The 20,666-nt window shown below is 32.7% G+C and carries 17 protein-coding genes; 13 read left to right on the forward strand and 4 right to left on the reverse strand.

Annotated elements, in window-relative coordinates; genetic code table 11:
- Positions 1-7: 7 nt before the first annotated feature.
- Positions 8-688: a Dph6-related ATP pyrophosphatase gene (locus PBV87_RS15870; RefSeq protein ID WP_271012908.1), complete on the forward strand. Its 681-nt coding sequence runs from the start codon at positions 8-10 to the stop codon at positions 686-688.
- 64 nt (positions 689-752) lie between these two features.
- Here PBV87_RS15870 and PBV87_RS15875 read toward each other — a convergent pair whose 3' ends face one another.
- Both PBV87_RS15875 and PBV87_RS15880 read right to left on the reverse strand, forming a co-directional pair.
- A complete protein-coding gene (locus PBV87_RS15875) occupies positions 753-2,057 on the reverse strand; it encodes a sensor histidine kinase (protein ID WP_271012909.1) in 1,305 nt (434 codons plus the stop codon).
- Positions 2,050-2,730 carry a response regulator transcription factor gene (locus PBV87_RS15880; RefSeq protein ID WP_271012910.1) on the reverse strand — a complete coding sequence of 227 codons (681 nt, stop codon included), beginning with the start codon at positions 2,728-2,730 and terminating at the stop codon, positions 2,050-2,052. The genes PBV87_RS15875 and PBV87_RS15880 overlap by 8 nt, the downstream gene beginning before the upstream one ends.
- Before the next feature lie 171 nt (positions 2,731-2,901).
- Here PBV87_RS15880 and PBV87_RS15885 point away from each other — a divergent pair, with 171 nt between their 5' ends.
- Genes PBV87_RS15885 through PBV87_RS15905 form a run of 5 tightly spaced genes read left to right on the forward strand, consistent with a single transcriptional unit; the run spans position 2,902 to position 9,777 of the window.
- Complete coding sequence (locus PBV87_RS15885; RefSeq protein WP_271012911.1) at positions 2,902-5,064, forward strand: ABC transporter substrate-binding protein; 2,163 nt, start codon at positions 2,902-2,904, stop codon at positions 5,062-5,064.
- Positions 5,030-5,911, forward strand: a complete 882-nt coding sequence (locus PBV87_RS15890) for a carbohydrate ABC transporter permease (RefSeq protein ID WP_330680459.1) — start codon at positions 5,030-5,032, stop codon at positions 5,909-5,911. The genes PBV87_RS15885 and PBV87_RS15890 overlap by 35 nt, the downstream gene beginning before the upstream one ends.
- On the forward strand, positions 5,908-6,747 hold the full coding sequence (locus tag PBV87_RS15895; protein WP_271012912.1) for a carbohydrate ABC transporter permease: 840 nt from the start codon (positions 5,908-5,910) through the stop codon (positions 6,745-6,747). Before PBV87_RS15890 ends, PBV87_RS15895 begins: the two co-directional genes overlap by 4 nt.
- 22 nt (positions 6,748-6,769) lie before the next feature.
- Positions 6,770-8,566: an HlyD family efflux transporter periplasmic adaptor subunit gene (locus PBV87_RS15900; RefSeq protein ID WP_271012913.1), complete on the forward strand. Its 1,797-nt coding sequence runs from the start codon at positions 6,770-6,772 to the stop codon at positions 8,564-8,566.
- Positions 8,563-9,777 carry an ABC transporter permease gene (locus PBV87_RS15905; RefSeq protein ID WP_271012914.1) on the forward strand — a complete coding sequence of 405 codons (1,215 nt, stop codon included), beginning with the start codon at positions 8,563-8,565 and terminating at the stop codon, positions 9,775-9,777. Before PBV87_RS15900 ends, PBV87_RS15905 begins: the two co-directional genes overlap by 4 nt.
- Positions 9,778-9,821: 44 nt before the next feature.
- Here PBV87_RS15905 and PBV87_RS15910 read toward each other — a convergent pair whose 3' ends face one another.
- Positions 9,822-9,974: a hypothetical protein gene (locus PBV87_RS15910; RefSeq protein ID WP_271012915.1), complete on the reverse strand. Its 153-nt coding sequence runs from the start codon at positions 9,972-9,974 to the stop codon at positions 9,822-9,824.
- Positions 9,975-10,144: 170 nt separating this feature from the next.
- On the opposite strand from PBV87_RS15910, the gene PBV87_RS15915 reads away from it, so the two are divergent.
- The 4 genes from PBV87_RS15915 (at position 10,145) to PBV87_RS15930 (ending at position 12,976) form a co-directional block, all read left to right on the forward strand.
- Entirely contained in the window at positions 10,145-10,861 is a 717-nt protein-coding gene (locus PBV87_RS15915) for a LytR/AlgR family response regulator transcription factor (RefSeq protein ID WP_271012916.1), read from the forward strand.
- A gap of 3 nt (positions 10,862-10,864) precedes the next feature.
- The gene (locus PBV87_RS15920; protein ID WP_271012917.1) at positions 10,865-12,139 is read left to right on the forward strand and encodes a sensor histidine kinase; all 1,275 of its coding nucleotides are present in this window, start codon (positions 10,865-10,867) and stop codon (positions 12,137-12,139) included.
- Positions 12,140-12,245: 106 nt separating this feature from the next.
- Positions 12,246-12,389 carry a cyclic lactone autoinducer peptide gene (locus PBV87_RS15925; protein WP_082238875.1) on the forward strand — a complete coding sequence of 48 codons (144 nt, stop codon included), beginning with the start codon at positions 12,246-12,248 and terminating at the stop codon, positions 12,387-12,389.
- The gene (locus PBV87_RS15930) at positions 12,389-12,976 is read left to right on the forward strand and encodes an accessory gene regulator ArgB-like protein (protein WP_271012918.1); all 588 of its coding nucleotides are present in this window, start codon (positions 12,389-12,391) and stop codon (positions 12,974-12,976) included. Before PBV87_RS15925 ends, PBV87_RS15930 begins: the two co-directional genes overlap by 1 nt.
- A 73-nt stretch (positions 12,977-13,049) precedes the next feature.
- Here PBV87_RS15930 and adhE read toward each other — a convergent pair whose 3' ends face one another.
- Complete coding sequence (gene adhE, locus PBV87_RS15935) at positions 13,050-15,665, reverse strand: bifunctional acetaldehyde-CoA/alcohol dehydrogenase (RefSeq protein ID WP_053985923.1); 2,616 nt, start codon at positions 15,663-15,665, stop codon at positions 13,050-13,052.
- 563 nt (positions 15,666-16,228) lie between these two features.
- On the opposite strand from adhE, the gene PBV87_RS15940 reads away from it, so the two are divergent.
- From PBV87_RS15940 to PBV87_RS15950, 3 genes are all read left to right on the forward strand, one after another.
- Positions 16,229-18,103 (forward strand): FUSC family protein, encoded by a 1,875-nt coding sequence (locus PBV87_RS15940; RefSeq protein WP_053985922.1) that lies wholly within the window; start codon positions 16,229-16,231, stop codon positions 18,101-18,103.
- A 77-nt stretch (positions 18,104-18,180) separates the two neighbouring features.
- Positions 18,181-19,044 carry a radical SAM/SPASM domain-containing protein gene (locus tag PBV87_RS15945; protein WP_053985921.1) on the forward strand — a complete coding sequence of 288 codons (864 nt, stop codon included), beginning with the start codon at positions 18,181-18,183 and terminating at the stop codon, positions 19,042-19,044.
- A gap of 361 nt (positions 19,045-19,405) precedes the next feature.
- Entirely contained in the window at positions 19,406-20,608 is a 1,203-nt protein-coding gene (locus tag PBV87_RS15950; protein WP_053985920.1) for a cation:proton antiporter, read from the forward strand.
- The last annotated feature ends 58 nt before the right edge of the window (positions 20,609-20,666 follow it).

Below are 20,666 nucleotides of genomic sequence, written 5' to 3' on the forward strand. Positions count from 1 at the left end.
TCTATTAATGAAAAATTGGAAACAGGGTGCAGTAGGTAAAAAGTTTATTGCTTCTTATAGTGGAGGTAAGGATAGTTCCTTAGCACTTTATCAAGCCATGCAACAAGGAGAAGCAATTGGTATTATTGCTATGATGGAAGAAAAGGGGATACGTTCTAGATCTCATGGATTGTCAGAGGAAATGCTACAAGCCCAATCAGAAGCTATTGGTGTACCTCTTTATATAGGTTGTGCAAGTTGGGAAGGATATGAGGAAGTATTCGTAAAGCTGCTACAAGAAGCTAAGGAAAAAGGTGCCCAAGTACTTGTAACAGGTGATATTGATGTACCAGAACATGAATGTTGGCATGAACGTGTAACAGAAAGTGTAGGACTGGGACTAGGTATGCCTTTATGGAAAATGGACCATAGAGAAGTTGTTAAAACTTTTATTGAGGCAGGTTTTATTACTAAGATTGTAACAGTTAATTTAAATAAAGGAATGAGAGCAGAGGATTTAGGCAGAATTCTAACAAAAGAGTATATGCAAGAGTTAGAAGAACGTGGTATAGATCCTTGTGGTGAAGCGGGTGAGTTCCATACTACAGTCATAGATGGACCATTATTCAAAAAGCCGATTCCTGTAAAAGATGGTGAAATAACAAGCCGTGGTGAATATATGTATTTATCACTTGCCTTAGATAGATAAAAATGCTTTAGACAAATAAGAAGAAAGGTTGTAGCCCATAGATATAGGGCTGCAACCTTTCTTCTTATTTCGTAGGTAGATAAGGTAATTCTATTTTAAAAGTACATCCACCACAAGGAGTAGGGGAATGGGTAAGAGAACCATTGTGAAGATGAATGATTTCTTTAGCAATACTGAGTCCTAAACCATAGTGATTTTTATCTTTTCTTGCAGCATCTACTCTATAGAAGCGGTCAAAAATATGGGGTGCATGTTCTTTGGAGATACCAGGCCCATCATCGATGATTTTAATGATATAGGCCCCTGGCATTTTACTTAGCTCGATAGTAATATGGCCACCTGTTGGTACATAGTGCAGGGCATTGTCAATGAGGATGGTAATGATTTGTTCAATACGCTCTTGGTCACATGGAATAGGTGGAAGTATTTCATCGGGAAGATGAAGCGTAAGATGCTGTTGTTTTTTTGCCGCAAGAGGTAAGAATGTATCTAACAGGTCTATCAGAAGTGTATCTAAATCAACAGGTTCCTTATGAATGGACCAAGTGTGTGCATCTGCTGTTGCAAGAAGAAGTAAGTCATTAATAAGACGTGTGAGCCTTGTACATTCTCTTTCAATTTGAGAAGTAAAGAGTTGGGATTCTTGGTGATTCTGACTTTGAATGAGGGCATTACTACTTCTTATGACTGCAAGGGGTGTTTTAAGTTCATGTGAAGCAGCTGCAATAAACTGAACCTGCTTACGTTGATTTTCTTCAATAGGGATAATAGCTCGTCCAGCAAACCAATAACTAAATAAGCTAAGAAGCAAAATACCAGTAAAGCTAATCAAAATAAACAGGATACGGGTTTCGATAATCGTCACTTTTTCAGTTGAAAGGTCTTGAAGGAGTGTAAGTGTATAACTTCCTACAGAAGAAGGGATACGTGCAATACCTACGCGGTAGGAATCATTTGTATTACCTTGAATTTTAAAAAATATCTTATCAATAGATAAGGTTGAAGTAGTAGGTGCATCTTTATCAAAGTTATAAAGTCCTAGCGCATCTTTATGAGCTTGTTGAAGAAGGTCATGGCGAGGTGTAGAGGGAGACCAGGCACCTTTGAAGAAAAAGGGATGACCATTATCTTCTATAGAAATAATAAGTTTGTTGTCTGCTTCTAACTGAGCAAGCCAAGAAGATTTAATATTTCTTTGCGTTTGAAGCTGATAAGAAATAGTCTGAAGCTGATTCTCAAAGGCTATTTGATTCCTACTATTGAGTTGAGATTCTGAAATCTGTAGAGAAATAAGACAGATAATAAATAGAATTAAACCTGTGATTGTACTACAGATAAGAGCAAGTTGAAAACGTAGCCCTTTAAGCATGGATATGCTCCAAGCTATATCCAATACCTCGAAGGGTTTTAATTTCTATATGACACCCTACGGTACGTAGTCTACGTCTTAGAAAATGCATATAGTTATCTAAATTTCCTTCTTCTACTTCAGTATCAGGCCCCCAAACTCTAGAGAGCAAGAAAGTACGTGGAAGTGCCGTCTTGGGTTGTTTAAAAAAGGCTTCAAAGAGTTCAGCTTCTTTTTTAGAAAGAGAACAAACAGCTTTTGGACCTGTTAGTGTAAGAGCTGTAGCATCTAACGTAGCATCTCCAAATATAAGCTGTTCAGTGGTACTCCAATCCACAGGGCGTCTGCTAAGGGCACGAATGCGTGCAAGGAGTTCTTCGATAGCAAACGGTTTGGATAAGTAATCATCTGCACCTGCATCTAAACCAACGACTTTATCTCCTATACTATTGAGGGCAGTGAGCATAATCACAGGTGTATTAATATGTAGCATTCTCATTGTTTTAAGAATATGAATACCATCTAAAGATGGGAGCATACGGTCTAAAATAACAAGGTCATGTACTTGTTGTTTGATATAGAATAAACCTTCTTCTCCATCATAACAGCAGTCTACAGTATAACCCTGATTTTGAAGTTGTAGCCCCATGGTATTACATAAAGTTTGATCATCTTCAATTAGTAAAATACGCATAATGTTCCTCCATTATAGTCAATTGCTTCTTTTTATAATTCAATTTTAACCCATTTATCTCTAAATATCCTTTAATGGATAAAATTAGTACAAACAAATTTTAAGTTTTAGAGGTTATTTAGAGGTAAGCCTATTAAGATAAGGTTAATGAAATCGAAGAGGAGAACAAAAATGAAAAAACATATTTATAGATTAATGGCAAGTTTACTTATAGTAACAACAATGATGTCAGTAACTGCATGTAGCAATCAAGAAATAAAAAGTGAAGTAAATACAACCAATCAAAATTCTAAGGATACACCTATGGGGCGTTATATAGAAGAAAATATAGAACTTCCAAAGGATATAAAAAGCTTAATACATTATCAAGTTTTAGAAGATGAACGTATTCAAGTATATGGATATACTGCCAATAATAAAGGGGTTACTTATACATCAAAAGATGGTAAAGAATGGGTGCAAGAAGAAGCTAAGTGGTTTGAAAAATTAGTAGAAGAGAATAGTATGGGGATACAAATTGCTCATGATGGTAAGAGCACTATCTATGTATCCTATTTTGCTGATGATTACAAGATACATATAGCAAAAGTAGTAAATAATGAAACATTAGAAGAAGTACCCTATGATACAAATGATTTAGCGTATTCTGTAACAGGAATAAAAGCTTTACCTGATGGTAACATTGCTGTAGGGTTACAGTATAATGGCGTTGTAGTCTTAGATAGTACAACAGGTTCAGTCATAAAAGAATACCTAAGTGCAGGAATGGATCGTGAATTTGTTTTTAATGAGGAAGAACTCATGTTATTAGATGCTTTAAGAGGAGGGGTAGTAATCTTTGACTTAGAAACAACAGAGGAAAAGAAATTTATTCCATGTGAAGGTTCATTATGGGGAAGTAAATTGGCAATGAATACAGATGGAAATGCTTATCTTATTAATGGAGAAGGGATAAGCAGACTTGCAAAAGGCGGAAGTGTATGGGAACAAATTATTGAAGGACAACTTAGTTCTTTTGGAATGCCTTCATTATATATAGAAGATGGAATTGTTAAAGGTGATGAAGCGTTTTTAGTCCTATTCTATGATAGAGATATGGGATATCAACTGAGCCATTATCGTTTTGATCCAAATACGCCAACTAAGCCAACTACAGAGGTAAACCTCTATATGCTAGAAGATAATGTAACCATGAGACAAGCAATAGCAACGTATCAACGTCAAAATCCTGGTGTATTTATTAATATTCAAGTAGGGGTTGAAGAAGGGGGAAGTGTCACAAAAGCAGATGCTATACGTACCCTTAACACACAATTATTAGCAGGAAAAGGACCGGACTTATTACTTTTAGATGGTCTACCAGTACAATCTTATATTGAAAAAGGTGTATTGTTAGATATGAGTAATTGGGCAAAGGAGAAAATTGAACAAGGAGAATGGTTACCAAATATTGTTGGTGCTTTCCAAGAGGAGAATTCTATCTATACATTACCTCTTAGATTTTCACTTCCAACAATGTGGGGGAATAAAGCTATTATAGAAAATATTAAAGGTATAGAGGATCTTGCTTCATGGGCGAAGTCTAACCCAGACAAAGAAGTATTTTATAAGATGTCACCTGAAAAACTTATGAATCTTCTATATGGTCCAACAGCTCATACTTGGATTGATGAAAAAGGACAAATTAAAGAGGCAGAATTCATAACTTTCTTAGAAGCTATAAAAGAATTAACTCAGGTAGATGACATGGGAGAACAAGATGAGATAGCTTGGAACTTCCTTTCAACAGAGTATATGGCTAGTAAAGATACCCAGCTCCATTTAGAAAATATTTCTGGTTTTGATAGATTAAATTATCAATATTCTGCGATCACTCAACGAGGAGATGGGAATTTTGAGTTAATATTTGCAGGTGAAGAAAGTACATTTGAGCCTAGAGGTATTATTGGAATTAATGCAAATAGTAAATATCAAGATATTGCAAGAGAGATTGTTCAATTAGCAATGTCAAAAGAAGTGCAAAGTGTAAATCTAGGAGATGGATTCCCAGTTCATAAACAAACTTTTGAAGAGCAAGCTGTATTAAATTCAGACCAAAACCTTGTGGTATTCCCAGTAACCTTTGAGAAACCAATTCAAATGATTGATGTAACACAAGAAGTTTATTCAAAAGTGAAGGAACTTGCAGAAAAAGCCACTATACCAATAATAAAAGATGAAGTGTTATTAAATCTTATTATAGAAGAAACGAAAGGATACTTTAATGGTGAGAAAACAGCCGAAGAAGCTGCAAGTGCAGTTGCAAAACGTACAAGAGCCTATTTGGCAGAATAAAAAAAAGAATGAGTGGAAGGTTGCATTGTGCTTCTTATTACCTAGTTTGTTAGGTGTTATGATTTTTATTATGCTTCCTTTCATGGATGTTATTAGAAGGTCTTTCTTCGGAGCAATGAGTGGTAAATTCGTTGGTATTAAAAACTATAGCATGATATTTCAAAATGAAGCTTTTAAGCTAGCGTCAGGGAATACTTTGAAGTTTATAGCCATTTGTATTCCTGTACTTGTCATTACTTCTCTAGGTCTAGCACTTCTTATTAACAAGCTAAATAAAAGTGCTAAAGTCTTTAAAATGACTTTTCTTTTACCAATGGCAATCCCAGTTGCTTCAGTTGTACTACTATGGCAAGTTCTATTTCATCAAAATGGATTATTAAGTAAAGGCATTATAGCACTTGGAGGACAAAGTGTAGACTGGATGAAAAGTGACTGGGCTTTTTGGATTTTAATATTGAGTTATTTGTGGCGTAATATAGGGTATGATATGGTGCTATGGTTAGCAGGGCTTAGCACTATATCGCCTGCTATATATGAAGCAGCTAGGGTAGATGGCGCAAATGGATGGCAGCAATTTACTAAGATTACAATTCCTCAGCTTTTACCAACCTTATTTACAATCGTTGTGCTTTCATTACTTAATTCCTTTAAAGTATTTAGAGAAGCTTATTTGATTGCAGGAGATTACCCTCATGACAGTATGTATATGTTACAGCATTTGTTTAATAACTGGTTTGTATCTCTTGATATTGATAAGTTATCAGCAGCAGCGACAATTGTATCTCTTGTAATCTTTATACTAATTTTAATCTTGCAAAAAACATGGGTGGAGGATGAGGAAGGATGAAAAAGTATATACCGATTGCATTTGTAAGTATACTGGCTCTCATTGTATGGTTACCTTTGTGGATGCTTTTTAGTGGGTCTTTTATGCCACTAGATGAAATAAGGGCAGGATTTGGGCCAGTACTTGCTGGAAAATCTGGCCTTGCTAACTGGCCTCTTATCCCTAAGTATCCAACGCTTATGCCTTATGTTGAGCTATTGTTAGATTCACCAGAGTTTTTTGCCATGTTTTGGAACTCAGTTAAAATTGTAGTACCTATTCTTATTGGGCAAGTGTGCTTTGGTATGCCGACGGCATGGGCATTTGCAAGGTTTAGATTTCCTTTTAAGAAAACGATTTTTACAATGTACATAGCCTTAATGCTAATGCCATTTCAGGTAACGATGGTACCTAACTATTTAGTATTAGATAAGTTACAACTTTTAGATACAAGGTTTGCGATTATTTTGCCTGCTATCTTTTCCACTTTTCCAGTATTCATTATGTATCGATTTTTTAAATCTATACCAGAAGCTATGATAGAAGCTATTCAAATAGATGGAGCAGGACATTTTAAAACGTTCTTATACATAGGGTTACCCCTTGGAGCACCAGGAATTGTATCAGCACTTGTGTTAGGCTTTTTAGAGTACTGGAATATGATAGAACAGCCTTTAACATTTTTACAAAATAAATCATTATGGCCACTATCTTTATATCTGCCTAATATAGCAATAGATAAGCTAGGTGTATCTATTGTTGCTTCAGTTATTATGCTTATACCAGCTCTTCTTGTCTTCTTATGGGGACAAAATGATTTAGAAGCAGGCATTCGAGTTGCAGGTTTAAAAGAGTAGAGTGGCAAGAAAGGTAAGCGTGATGAAAATAGAATTAAAGCAGCAACTTCAAAGACAATTACCCTCGCCAAAAGAGGATAGAGATAAAGTAAAACAAGTGGCAATCAAAGGTCTAGCAGGATTTCTGATTATTATGGTCACTTTGACAGGACTGTCAAGAACAGCGAATGCACTAACAACACCACAAGTTACAATTGCACTCCCAAAGGGAGGGCGTATTGAACACAAAATACAAGGAAATGGTGTATTAAAAGCAAAAGATGAAGAGAGTATGGAAGCAAGCAGTGGGCTTAAAGTAAAAGACATCTTTGTAGAAGTAGATGACCGTATTAAAAAAGGTGAGCCTATCTTAGAACTAGATGCAAAAGAGTTACAAGAAAAGTTAGAAATGTCTCAGGATGATTTAGCAAAACTAAAATTAAGATTACAACAATTAGGGTTAAATGAAGATTATAGTACAGTACTTTCACCTCTTGAAGAGGCAAATAACAAAGTTACAAAGCTTGAGGAAGAAAAGTTAAATGCTACTGAGAAGGGGAAAGTTAAAATCAGTAGAGGTGAACAGAAAATTAAACAAGCAGAAGAAGATTTGCTTAGTGCAAAGAAAGATTTAGAAGCTTTTAAAGGAAGTAATTTGGAAGAGCAGCTTAAGAAGGCACGTGAAGAAGAAGATGAAGCTAAGCGCCATTTAGAAAATCAAAAGTATGAAAGAGATAAAGCACTTAAAAGATCAGAACAGGCTTTAAATGAAGCCAAAGAAAACTTCTGGATGACAGCAGGCCAAGGTGTGGATATTACCAGTGCTCAGCAAGCTGTAGACCGTGCCCAAATGGAATATAACATTACAAAGTCAGATTGGGATAGAAATGTAAAAGAAGCAGAAGAAAAATTTAAAAAAGCTAAAGACAAAGTAATTCAACTGGAAAATGGCGAAGTTGACCAAGAAATTTTAAAACAAGAAGAAGAAAAAGTAAAAGCAGCGGAGCGTGCAGTAGAAGAACAGAAACGTTTACAAGAAGACCTTATTGTAGAACAAGAAGAGCTTATTAAAAATCTAGATAGACAAATAGAGTCGGCTAAAAAAGAAGTAGAATTGGCAGTACAAAAAGAAAATAATATGGATTTAGAAGAGCAACAATCTGAGCAAAAACAAGCAATAGAAAAGCAACTTATGCAAGTGGATATTGCAGCTAAAGAAAAGGAAATTAGCCGTATTCAAAAAATTATAGCAGAAGGCGGTAAGCTTGTAGCACCAGCAGATGGAATGATTAAAGAAATTAAAGTTGAAAAAGGTCAAGTAACTACTGGTGGTGAATTAGTTACATTTATAGGTGATGATAGTAAGTATGTACTAGAGGTAGAACTTAGTCAGGAAAAAAGTGAAGGCATTCAAGTAGGGGATCAGGTTATTGTAACCCTTGAAGGCGAAAAAAGAGCGTTAGAAAATACAATAGTAGAAAATATTTCATATGTCCAAGGTGAAGGTGGAAGTAAGAAAAAAATAAGTATTTCTGTACCAGAAGGCATTCCAGGTATGAATGCATCATGTGAAGTAACAAATCAATCAGAGCAATATAATTCTATCGTGCCAGTAGAAGCATTAAAAGAAGATAATGGAAGTTATTATGTACTTGTGGCAAAGAAAAAGGTAACAACTTTAGGAGAAGAAATGGTTGCAGAAAGAGTTAATGTGATGAAAAAAGAGAGTAATGAAAGTTCTGTAGCTGTAGAAGGGGCATTTAGTCCACAAGATAATATTATTATCAAGTCGAATAAACCAATTAAGTCAGGCGATAGAGTACGCCTGATGGAGCAATGATAAAGTGTACTAAGCATGTGCTCATTTATATAAGTATTCTAGCAGTTACCTTATTTGCGTGGGGTATATGCTTAGTCAATGCACAGAAAATACAAGCCTTAGATCATGTGGTGCAGTTACACTATGAGAAAGAAGGATTAACAGGAGATCAACTAGAAAGTGTATTAAAAGACCAGCTAGAAAGTAAAGATAGAATTATTAGTGGTCTAGTAGCTTGGAATCAGGAAACGCAACAAACCATGAAGAATCAAGATCTTGGGAGGGGTATTGAAGGAAATCAACTTAAGGTTTATGGTAATACGAGATTATTATTTGAAACCAAAGAATTAATAGGAAATGGACTCTATGAAAATGATTTAGAAGGAGCCATTATTACAGAGCAAGTAGCTTATGAATTATGGGGAAATACAGATGTAGTAGGGAAGCAGATTACACTTCAAGATAAAGACTATACTATAAGAGGTATATTAAAAGACAAATCAAAAAGTATTATTGTCCAATCTGATACAACTAATCAAGAAGCTAAATTTAATGTAGCTCGAATTGAGTTTATAGATAATGACAATGTTGAGGAAACACTTAATACTTTGCAGTTCAAATATAATTTGCCAAAGGGAATATACAACAATTTATCCTTAAAAAGTATTTTGTTAAGTTATCTAGCGCTTATACCTGGCTGTCTATTAGGTGTGTATGGAATGCTTAAGCTGTATTTCTATATTTATAGAACCCATAGATATTGGATATCTGCAATTGTTCTTTCTATAATAGCTATAGGTATAACTTGGGTTACGGGTGAGGTATTACAGCTTTCGATACAATTACCTTCTTACATTATACCCAATAGGTGGTCAGACTTTGCATTTTGGTCCATCTTGTTAGAGAAGTTTAGAGCCAATGAGCAGATGCTAAAAATGCTACCAACTTCTATAGCAGATGGGTGGTATCAAGAGGTGTATGTTGTACTCATGAGTAGCTTTATTGTGAGTTTACTAGGGTGTATAATGATTATTAAAAAGGCAGTATTTGAAGAAACAAGCGAGTATTTTGGATGTATACTGATGTCAATAATCATAAGCTTTATAAGCATTATAAGTATTTATATAATAGAGGGTAGTGTGTTGATTATACCAGCCTTTTGGTGTAGTATTCCTCTACTTTTAGGTATACATGCTTTAATAAATAAATGGAGAACTATTTTAGAAGAATAAAAGGGTATTGCATAATCTTATGCAACACCCTTTTTGATGTACTATTATTTGTTTAATAATCCTTTTGTTACACAAGTAGAAGTCCATTGGTTATCACCAGCAGATTTCTTCGCTTTATCGTGAAAATATTTCACGCCTTCATCACTTGTATTACTAACCCATGCATTGCAGGTTGGAGTTTTTGGTTTTTTTCCCATTTTGAAATACCTCCCTAGGATTATAGTAAAAATAATTTGCACGTTATTAGTATGAGCAAGAATAATAATTGCATACGGAATAAATAAAATAAATCTTTATTTTATTTTTGCCTACATAATGTATAATATATTTCAGTGAATAATGATATCAGAGGGAGAAAAAAATATTTATGTTTAAAATAGCAGTATGTGATGATGACCGATTAATATGTGCCGATATAGAGCAGCTTATTTTAAATTTTCAAGAAACTATTACTATGAAGATAGAAATAGAAATTTTCTATGATGGAGAATCTTTATGTAAGTATATCGAAAGAGAGAATAGTTTTGATTTGATATTCCTAGATATTGAAATGAAAAAACTTAATGGCATTCAAGTTGGAAGAATTATAAGAGAGATTATGGATGATTATGAGACAAAGATTGTTTATATCTCAGCAAAAAATCATTATGATAGGGAATTATTTGATGTACAGCCAATGCATTTTTTACCCAAACCACTAGTAGCTGACAAGGTAATTGAAGATGTGAAGTTAGCTATAAGATTAGCAGATAAAAGAAGAGGATCTTTTACATATAAAAAAGGGTTTGAAAAATATAGTATACCTATCAAAGATATTCTATATTTTGAAAGCCTAAATCGAGAAATACGTATGGTACATATAAAAGGTGAAGAAACCTTTTATGATTCTATAGAAAATGTTTTAAAGAGAGTAGGACAGTACCAATTTCTTCAAATACATAGATCTTATGTAGTTAATTACGTACATATAAGTCGATTTAAATATGATGCAGTCATTATGACAAATAATGATTTATTGCCTATAGGACAGTCTAGAAGGAAAGAAATAAGACAAATCCAATTAAGTTTAGAAAAGGATAATTAGATTATGACATTATATGAGGGAGTATATTTATGTACTAATATTTTAGGAACTTATACATTGTATAAGTTTATGATGATCTTTTTTTATAATAAAGATTGCAATAAAAGGATAGAGCAGTTATCTTATATTTTATATTTTTTATGTAGTTCATTTATGTATTTGGTTGTTAAGATACCCATTATCATGTTAATGACGAATATAATTGCCTATTTTTGTTTGACCTTAAACTACAAAGCACCTTTAAAAAAACGAACGATAGCAGTTGCCTTTATTTATTTAATTTCAATGTGTATAGAAATTATCGTTATTACTATGCTTTCGGGTATAAAGTTTGATATTATGGCTCAAAATGATTATTCCTTATCTTATACACTAGTAGTGTTAGCACTTGCAAACTACAGTATAATTACGTGCTTAAGCAAATTTAAAAGGATTAAAGATGGTGAAAAGGTACAAATATCATACTGGGTTTGTTTATTGCTTATGCCAGTGGCGTCACTATATATTATTCTAGTACTTTTCAAAACATATGTTATTTCAAATATTGTTATGTGTATTATAATTGCATTATTATTATTGATGAACTTTGGAACATTTTATTTATATGATGTTATTTCAAAAATGTATAGTGAAGAAGCTGAGAAAAAGTGGATTGCTCAACAAAATATGTATTATGAAAAGCAATTTAATATGATGAAATCTTCAGTAAAAACAACAAGAACAATAAAGCATGATTTAAAAAATCATTTATATATGTTACGCGCTTTAGTTGAACGAGATGAGAAAGACAATGCAATCAAACATATTAGTGAGATAATGGATGTTTGTGAGTTACAACAAGAATATGCTCAGTCAGGTAATATTGCAATAGATAGTATTTTAAATTTTAAATTACAACAAGCAGTAGAAGAGAATATAAAAGTAATTGCTGAACTATATATTCCTTTTGAACTAGAGTTATCTTCCTTTGACATGTCTGTTATTTTAGGAAACCTATTGGATAATGCTATCAATGCAGTAAATAAAATAGAGGAACATAAATATATTCATGTCAAGATAAAGTATACAAAAGGCGTACTGATTATAAAAATTGAAAATACTTTTAATGGTGTGATAGAAAAAGACGGAGAGTCTATACTGACAACCCATCAAGATAAAGAAAATCATGGTATAGGCTTAGAAAGCATTAAACGTACATTGGAAAAGTATGATGGTTCCTTAGAAATAGAGTATGCAGAAAATGTTTTTTCTGCTCTAGCATTAATATATATTAATTGAAAATAAGAGATTAAAAATAATATTATAATTTATTACATAAATAGACAAATATTGTGAAAAAGTAGTATAATTACTAGTGTAAATATAGTTGAAGGAGGAGAGCCAGATGAAAAATATGTTATTAAAATTAAGTGGAATTGTAGCAAGCCTTGCACTAGTAATCACTGCATTTAATTCAAATAGTGCTTGTGTTTTTCTTGTACACCAACCAGAACTTCCAGATGAAGCTAAAAAGTTGAGTAAATTTTAATGTTATCAGCAATAAGTCAACAAATGGCGGATTATCTAATAGAAAATAAAGTTATTGTACCTGAGGATAAACCCATTTATATCTATGGGATTGAGCAAGTAATATTAATAGGTATTAATATATGTACAACATTGATTCTAGGTATGTTTTTTAATAAACTATTAGCAAGCCTTATTTTTATGATGGCTTATATTCCATTAAGGTCATATGCAGGGGGATATCACGCAAAGACAAGGATAAGATGCTATTTGTTTTCGGTTGGAATGCTTATAGTATGTTTTATGGGAATAGATCTACTAGGCAAGAGTCAAGGAATAGGGAATTTACTATTGTGCATAGCATTAGGCATAATAGTAACATTAGTACCAGTACAAGATACTAATAAGCCATTAAGCTTGAATGAAAAACGAGTATTTAAAAAAATAGCATTAATTATTTTATCTTTGTTACTAGTAATGATGATAATGTTTCGTATTCTAGGCAATCAAGAAATAGTTATAACTTTAAAAGTAGTTATTATTAGTGTAGGGGTTATGGTAACCCTAGGACAAATCAAGAACTACATAGGAGTAAGACAAACTGATTAAAGATATAAAAAGGTTAAAGCTATGAAAAACATTAAGAAGAGGTAGTCCATATGGGCTACCTCTTCTTAATGTTTTATTTACCGTAGTAAGCTTTTTTGTAAAGATCTTCTAATTCAGGAACTTTTGGAAGTCTTGGATTAGCTGTTGTACATTGATCTTCGAATGCTTTATATGAAAGGTCTTTGATTGCCTCAAGATATACTTTTTCATCAATACCCATTTCTTTTAATGTAAATGGAACATTAAGTTCTTTCATTAAGTTACGAACAGCTTGAACAAGAGATTTAACACCTTCTTCAGGAGTAGAAGCAGGAAGTCCTAACATTCTAGCGATATCAGCATATCTTTCAGGAGCAGTGAATTTACCATATTTAGGGAATGCCATAAACTTAGTTGGATTTGTTTCACCGTTGTATGCGATAACGTGTGGAAGAAGGATAGCGTTTGCACGACCATGAGCAATGTGGAATTCACCACCAAGTTTATGAGCAAGTGAGTGGTTAATACCTAAGAAGGCATTAGTAAAGGCCATACCTGCAATACATGATGCATTGTGCATTTTTTCTCTTGCTTCAGGGTCTTTAGCACCATTTTTGTATGAGCGTGGTAAATATTCAAATACAAGTTGAATAGCTTTCATTGCAAGAGCGTCTGTGAAATCAGAAGCAAGTACAGATACATATGCTTCAATAGCATGTGTTAATACATCAAGACCTGTATCTGCAGTAGGACTAGCAGGTACACTCATTACAAATTCAGGATCGATAATAGCTACATCTGGTGTTAATTCGTAGTCAGCAAGAGGGTATTTCATATTCTTAGATTTATCTGAAATAACAGCGAATGATGTTACTTCTGAACCAGTACCAGATGTTGTTGGAATAGCTACAAATTTAGCATTTTTACCCATGTGTGGGAATTTGTAAACACGTTTTCTAATATCTAAGAATTTTTGTGCCATACCAACGAAGTCAGCTTCTGGGTGTTCGTAGAATAACCACATAGCTTTACCAGCATCCATTGCAGAACCACCACCAAGAGCGATGATAACGTCTGGTTGGAATGAACGCATAACTTCAGCACCTTTTCTTACTGTTTCAAGGTCTGGATCTGGCTCAACTTCGCTGAAGATTTCAATAGAAAGCTTATTAGGATTTTTATTTAATTGGTATGTTACACGATCAACATAACCAAGTTTAACCATCATTGGGTCAGCTACGATTAATGCACGAGAGATATTTGGCATTTTTGCTAAGTATTGAACTGAGCCAGCTTCAAAATAGATTTTTTCTGGAATTTTAAACCATTGCATATTCACGCGTCTCTTTGCCACCCTTTTCTTATTAATTAAGTTCATTGCTGTAACGTTTGAAGAAGTAGAGTTACGTCCGTAAGAACCACAACCAAGAGTTAATGAAGGCATCATTGAGTTATAAACATCACCAATACCACCAAAAGCAGAAGGAGAGTTTACAATGATACGACAAGCTTTAAGTCTTTCACCGTATTCTTCAATAAGCGCTTCATCAGTAGAGTGGATAACAGCTGTATGACCAAGTCCACCAAGTTCAACCATTGTTTCAGCTTTTTTGATACCATCTTCAGCATCTTTAGCTTTTACAACAGCAAGTACTGGAGAAAGTTTTTCTCTTGAAAGAGGATATTCTTCGCCAACGCCATCAATTTCACAGCAAAGTACTTTTGTTTCTTTTGGAATAGTAATACCTGCAAGAGCAGCAATTTCATATGGATATTTACCTACGATATCTGGATTAACCATTTGTTTTTGTGGGTTGATAACAATTGGTTCAAGTTTTTTAATTTCTTCTTTAGTTGCAAAGTAGCAACCAAATTTTTTCATGAAAGCAACTGCTTTATCATAAACAGGTGCTTCAATGATAGCAGCTTGTTCAGAAGCACAAATCATACCGTTATCAAATGCTTTTGAAAGCATAAGGTCTGTAAGAGATTGTTCTAAGTTAGCTGTTTTTTCAATGAAAGCAGGTACGTTACCAGGGCCTACACCAAGTGCTGGTTTACCAGCTGAGTATGCAGAACGAACCATTGCAGAACCACCAGTAGCAAGAATCATCGCAACTTTTGGATGGTTCATAAGAGCTGTAGTAGCATCAATTGATGGATATTCAATCCATTGAACACAGTTTTCAGGAGCGCCAGCAGCAACAGCAGCATCTCTTACGATTTTAGCAGCTTCACGTGAGCAGTTTTGTGCAGATGGATGGAAACCAAAGATGATAGGATTACGTGTTTTTGCACAGATAATTGCTTTAAACATAGCAGTTGAAGTTGGGTTAGTAGTAGGTGTAACACCGCAAACAATACCAACTGGTTCAGCGATTTCCATATAACCTTCATCTTCATTATCTTCGATTAAGCCAACAGTTTTGTCATGTTTAATACTGTGATAAATATATTCTGTAGCAAAGATATTTTTTGTAACTTTATCTTCAAAAACGCCACGTCCTGTTTCTTCAACAGCCATTCTAGCAAGCTTCATTTGAGCTGAAAGACCAGCAAGGGCCATAGCTTGAGTGATTTTATCAATTTGTTCTTGATCGAGTTTCATGTACTCTTCAAGTGCTTTATCTGCTTTTTCAACTAATTCATTAACCATAGCTTGAGCATCCACAACAGGAGCTTCAACAGGTGCTTTTTTTTCTGTAGCCATAATAACAGCCTCCCTTATAAACAATAATTAGATATCGTATTTGTTATATATACTATTAATTTACATATAAATATATAAAATTAATATTTATTTTGAATACATTGTAATAATACTACTGGAGTTTAAAATTGTCAATTATTTAACAAGTGGTAAGTGTCAAAGAAAAATGCATTAATTGCATAAAAAAATAAACATATGTTATAAAAAAATAGCTTATATGACAAAAAAATCTTGAGAAATAGATTGGCAGAAATAATAAATAAACTATTTTTATTAAATAATTTTAAAATATATATTAGGAATATATGAAAATTTAATTTTTAACAATATTTTTATAGCTAAAAATATAAGGAGATATCTAATAAAAAGGACAGCTATATTAAGATAGCAGTCTTTTTATTAAATATCTTTTTTTGTTAAAGAAATATCTATTACTAAGTCAAAAGTTGCGAATGCAACAAAAAAGTTGTAAAGTAATTAATGTAATTAGATGGTTGAAAAGAAGTATAGAATGAACCTCTATAAGAAATTAATAAAAGTATATAGGAAGGGGAGGAATATAAATGAATAAAAAGCTCATTATGTCAAAGACAATTCTATTTGTAGCAATTATAGGATTTATTATTATCTTCAAAAGTATTTTTGGAAATGAAAATACTTTAATCGGTGTTACCACCATAACAGCTATGCTAATGTTTTTAGAAAGAGATTTAACTTTAGCACCGTGGAAAAATACTTTTACTCTTATTGCTTTAAACTTATTTATTGGATGTGCAAGCACACTGGCTAGTATGAATACTTGGTTAGGTATTCCTATTAACTTTATAGCTATTTTTATTTTGGGCTATAGCCTTTTATATAATTTGAAGAAGCCTATGTATATGCCTTTCGTATTAGAGTATTTGTTTATACTAGCAACGCCAGTTAGTATAGAGTTGATACCTAACAGACTAAGCGCCTTAGTATGTGGAGCAATCTTTATTATGGTGTCTCAATTAGTTATTAATAAAAATAAGTTTAAAAAAGTAGGTAATCAGCTATTAGCACAACTGTGTAAAAATATTATTAAAAAGGCAGAGTATATTAAGGTAAACCAACAGTATGAGGGGATAGATAAAGATATTAGAGAACAGATTCATCTATTCACTACACTACTTTATGATAGAAGAGAAGAAGATTTTTATCTAACGGAGGAGGGAATGATCAAGCTTAACTTAGCTGTTTCTTTAGAAAAAATTTCTTATCTTTTAGACAAAGTTAAGTATGAAGCAGAGCAACAAGAAATGATTGATGACCTTATTAGCATACTGGATCAAATAAGTAAATGCTTTAATGATTTAGCAGAAATAGACTGCTTAGATGAGATCTTTAAGACCTTATTAAGTAAATATCAGATAGAAAGAATTAATGATATAGAAGTTTTGAAGCTTCTTAATCATCTGAGCTTTATTAAAAATAATTTAGAAGAATTAAGTAAGATAGAAAATAACCAATATAATTTAGAGAGATTTAAGAAACATTTTGTCTTTAAAATAGAGTTAGATAGAAATTCTATTAAGTTTTCTTATGCATGCCGTCTTGCTATAGGTATTACATTAGCGGCTTTTTTAACAGACTTTTTTAAGTTAACAGAGGGAAGATGGATTATGTTTACAGTTTTTTCTTTGATTGTGCCTATATATGAACAGTCAAAGCAGAAACTAAAGGATCGTATCTTTGCAACGATTATAGGATCGATTATAGTTGTTATTTTATTTAGTATTTTTCATGATTTAACTATACGTACTATAATTTTAATGGGCGCTGGATATATTGGGAATTACTTAAAACAGTATCGACATACAACCATTTGTGTGACTGTTTCAGCTATTGGTGCAGCAGCATTGATGGGAGATGCATTAGTACTATCAGAAAGTCGTATTCTTTTTGTTATATTTGGAGCAATCATTGCATTAGTGATTAATAGATTTATTCTTCCATATAGATTAGAAACACATAATAAACAACTTGAGAAATTGTATAGAATAACAATCGAAGATATGATGAATACTGTATATGAAATGACTAGAGGAAATGGTAATGAGCATAAGTTAAAGAATCTTTTTATCTTAACCTCTTTAATTGAAGACAGAATCAAACTTAATAATCAGTTAGCAGTAAATATAGAAAATCAGGATATGGTAAAAGACTATAGGCTATTTTTAATTACTATTTATGAGCTTTATATATGGGCGACTCATCATGAGATAAGTGTAAATGTACAGCATGTTTTAGTGGATATAGGTAACCTTTTGAAAGGTAACCAAGCTGAATTAATACCAGCTATTGAAGAAGGTCAAAGACAAATTCAATTAGCAGAAGATATTTATGATAAGGTTATTCTAAGTATTATTGTTGAGATTCTACAAGAAGAAGAAAGTATAAAAAATAAGGAGTAAGTAAGGCTCCTTATTTTTTATGTTATAATACAAATAGAGTATAAAAGGACATACCTTAGAAAGTAGGATACGACTCAATGAAAAGATTTAAAAAAGTTTATATTGAAATTACAAATATATGTAATCTAAGTTGTAATTTTTGTCCTAAGACAAAAAGAAAATTACAAGTAATGGAGCCACAAGCTTTTAAACATATAATAGAACAAGTTAAGCCTTATACAGATTATATTTACCTTCATTTAATGGGGGAGCCTACCCTGCATCCTCAACTTGAAACATTTTTGGAGATAAGTAATCAAGCAGGGTTAACAGTTAATATAACTACTAATGGAACATTATTACCTAAGGTCAAAGATATTTTATTGGCATCAAGTCATTTAAGACAAGTTAATATTTCACTTCATAGTTTTGAGGCAAATAGTAGTGAAGTAGATCTTAAAACATATGTGAAAGAGGTTACAGAGTTTGTAAAGGAAGCTACTCAGAAAACAGATATTATCTGTGCTATTAGATTGTGGAATATGGATACAGAAGAACTAAAGGCAGATAATGCATTAAATGAAGATATTATTAGCCTATTAGAGGAGAACTTAGACCTACAAGTGAGACAGTTATTACTAGAGAAGCGAGGCGGTAAGCTTGCTCATCACTTATATCTTAATATGGCAGAAAAGTTTGAGTGGCCAGACATAGATAAGATAGATACAGCCAAGCAAGTATTTTGTTATGGGCTTAGAGATCAAATAGGTATTCATGTAGATGGTACAGTAGTACCGTGTTGTTTAGATAGTGAAGGAAATATTCCATTAGGAAATATTTTTGAGAAGACTTTAGGTGAAATAATAGAAGGACCAAGGGCTAGGAGAATTTATGAAGGTTTCTCAAATCGTCAAGCAGTAGAAGAACTTTGTAAACGTTGCGGATATGCAAAACGTTATTAATTAAAGTATAAAAAAGGGATATTCTTTTAATTAGAATATCTCTTTTTTTATTAAATCAATTTTTAAGTTAAAAGCAGATTTGAAGGAATTAGAAAAATTAAATAATTTAATGAAATAGGTGTAGAAAAATATAAACATACTAGAGTTTAAATTGTAATAAATGCATATGATGAATCGGATAAAAATGAAAAATATTACATGATATTTTGTTTTATATAAAAAATAGTATAAAAAATTAATAAAATAATTTGAGATCTTTAAATGAGAATCAAATGAAAAACATTACAAAAGTTGAAAGTTAAACTAATGGGTATATAATAGGTAATTGGATAAAAAATATTGAACAAGGGTGGGGAAATATATGCTTTCTTATGAGTTCTTTCTAGATTTAGCAATTATATTAATTGCATCAAAATTATTTGGTATTGCCTTTAGAAAGATCCATTTACCGCAAGTAGTAGGTATTTTGGTTGCAGGGCTTATTATAGGTCCTAATGTGTTAGGAATTGTAAAAGAGAGTGATTTTTTAGTCAAGATGGCAGAGCTTGGAGTAATTATGCTCATGTTTACTGCAGGCCTTGAAACTGATTTAAAAGAACTTAAAAATACAGGACTTGCTTCACTTTGCATTGCTTCATTAGGTGTTATTGTACCTTTAGGAGGTGGCTATCTACTTTATTCCTGCTTTAATGGTTTTGCACCTGTAGGAAGTGAGGCCTTTTATCAAGCAATTTTTATAGGGATTATCATTACAGCAACATCAGTAAGTATTACTGTTGAGACTTTACGTGAGATGGGCAAATTAAAAGGAAAAGTAGGCACAGCTATTTTAAGTGCAGCCATTGTAGATGATGTGATAGGGATTATTTTATTGACTTTTGTAATTGGACTCAAGAATCCAGAAGCAGCTCCAATGAAAGTTGTTTTTAATACAGTAGCATTTTTTGTGATTGCTATCATTGGAGGGGTAATAATTAATTTACTTTTTAAATACTTTGATAAGAAGTATCCTCATAAAAGGAGAATCCCAATTTACGGATTTGTACTTTGCCTTTTGATGGCGTACATAGCAGAACATTTCTTTGGTATAGCTGATATTACAGGCGCTTTTGTAGCAGGAATTATCCTATGTAATATACAGTCTTCAGAGTATATTGTTGAAAAAATTGATATAAATTCTTATATGTTGTTTAGCCCTATATTCTTTACAAGTATTGGACTTAAGACAGAAGTTACAGGTGTAACAACGACAGTATTATTATTCTCAGTATGTTTTGTGCTTGTAGCATTACTTGCAAAGATAATAGGCTGTGGTATAGGTGCAAAACTAATAGGATTCTCTGGACATGAAGCATTGCGTGTAGGTGTAGGAATGATGGCAAGAGGAGAAGTGGCACTTATTGTTGCACAAAAAGGTTTAAGTGCTGGACTTATGGAACCAAGTTTATTCACAGCGGTTATTTTCCTTGTTATTGTATCATCTGTTATAACACCAATTATACTAAAATTACTTTATAAAAAAGAGGATCAAGTGGAGAAAAGTACGCTTGCTTGTGTACAATAGCAAATTGCTAGCAGACCAAACTAGGCTAGTAGAATCTAAACTAATATTAAGTTTAGAT

The organism is Holtiella tumoricola (genome assembly GCF_027857615.1).
GTDB classification, from domain to species: Bacteria; Bacillota; Clostridia; order Lachnospirales; family Cellulosilyticaceae; genus Holtiella; species Holtiella tumoricola.